At 34.7% G+C, this 415-nt stretch carries 1 protein-coding gene; it reads right to left on the reverse strand.

Annotation, left to right across the window (positions count from 1 at the left end):
• On the reverse strand, positions 1-415 hold a 415-nt coding region (locus AB5M32_RS13665), incomplete at both ends, for a hypothetical protein (RefSeq protein ID WP_368024533.1).

Raw genomic sequence — 415 nt, forward strand, 5'->3', positions numbered from 1 at the left:
TGGCTATTTCATGTAAAACCTTTGGAGCTGTAAATTGACTCTTTGAAAGTTGATAATCGCTTTTTATTATTTTAATCAGCAGGGATACTGCCTTATCATTTATTGCATTACTTTGGAATATATTCCGAAGTTTGTCTCTATCTGCTTTTGACATAGGAAGCGTACTTATAAGCTCTTGCTTCTGGTCTATATTAAGGTCTAAATTCACCACTTCATTTGCTATTGTATGTAGTTTTTCTGGAGCTGTTGGTTGATTCTTTGAAAGTTGATAATGTCTTTTTGCTGATTCAGCCAACATGGATACTAGCTTATCCTGTGCCGTAGCATTTATTGAATTACTTTGAACAGATACTTTTGGTTTTGGTGGAATCGGTGGTGGAGTCTTTTGTTGTACATTTTGGTTTAGTAGAGTTTC

The organism is Enterococcus sp. C57 (assembly GCF_040887305.1).
In the GTDB taxonomy this organism is placed as follows: Bacteria; Bacillota; Bacilli; order Lactobacillales; family Enterococcaceae; genus Enterococcus_B; species Enterococcus_B hirae.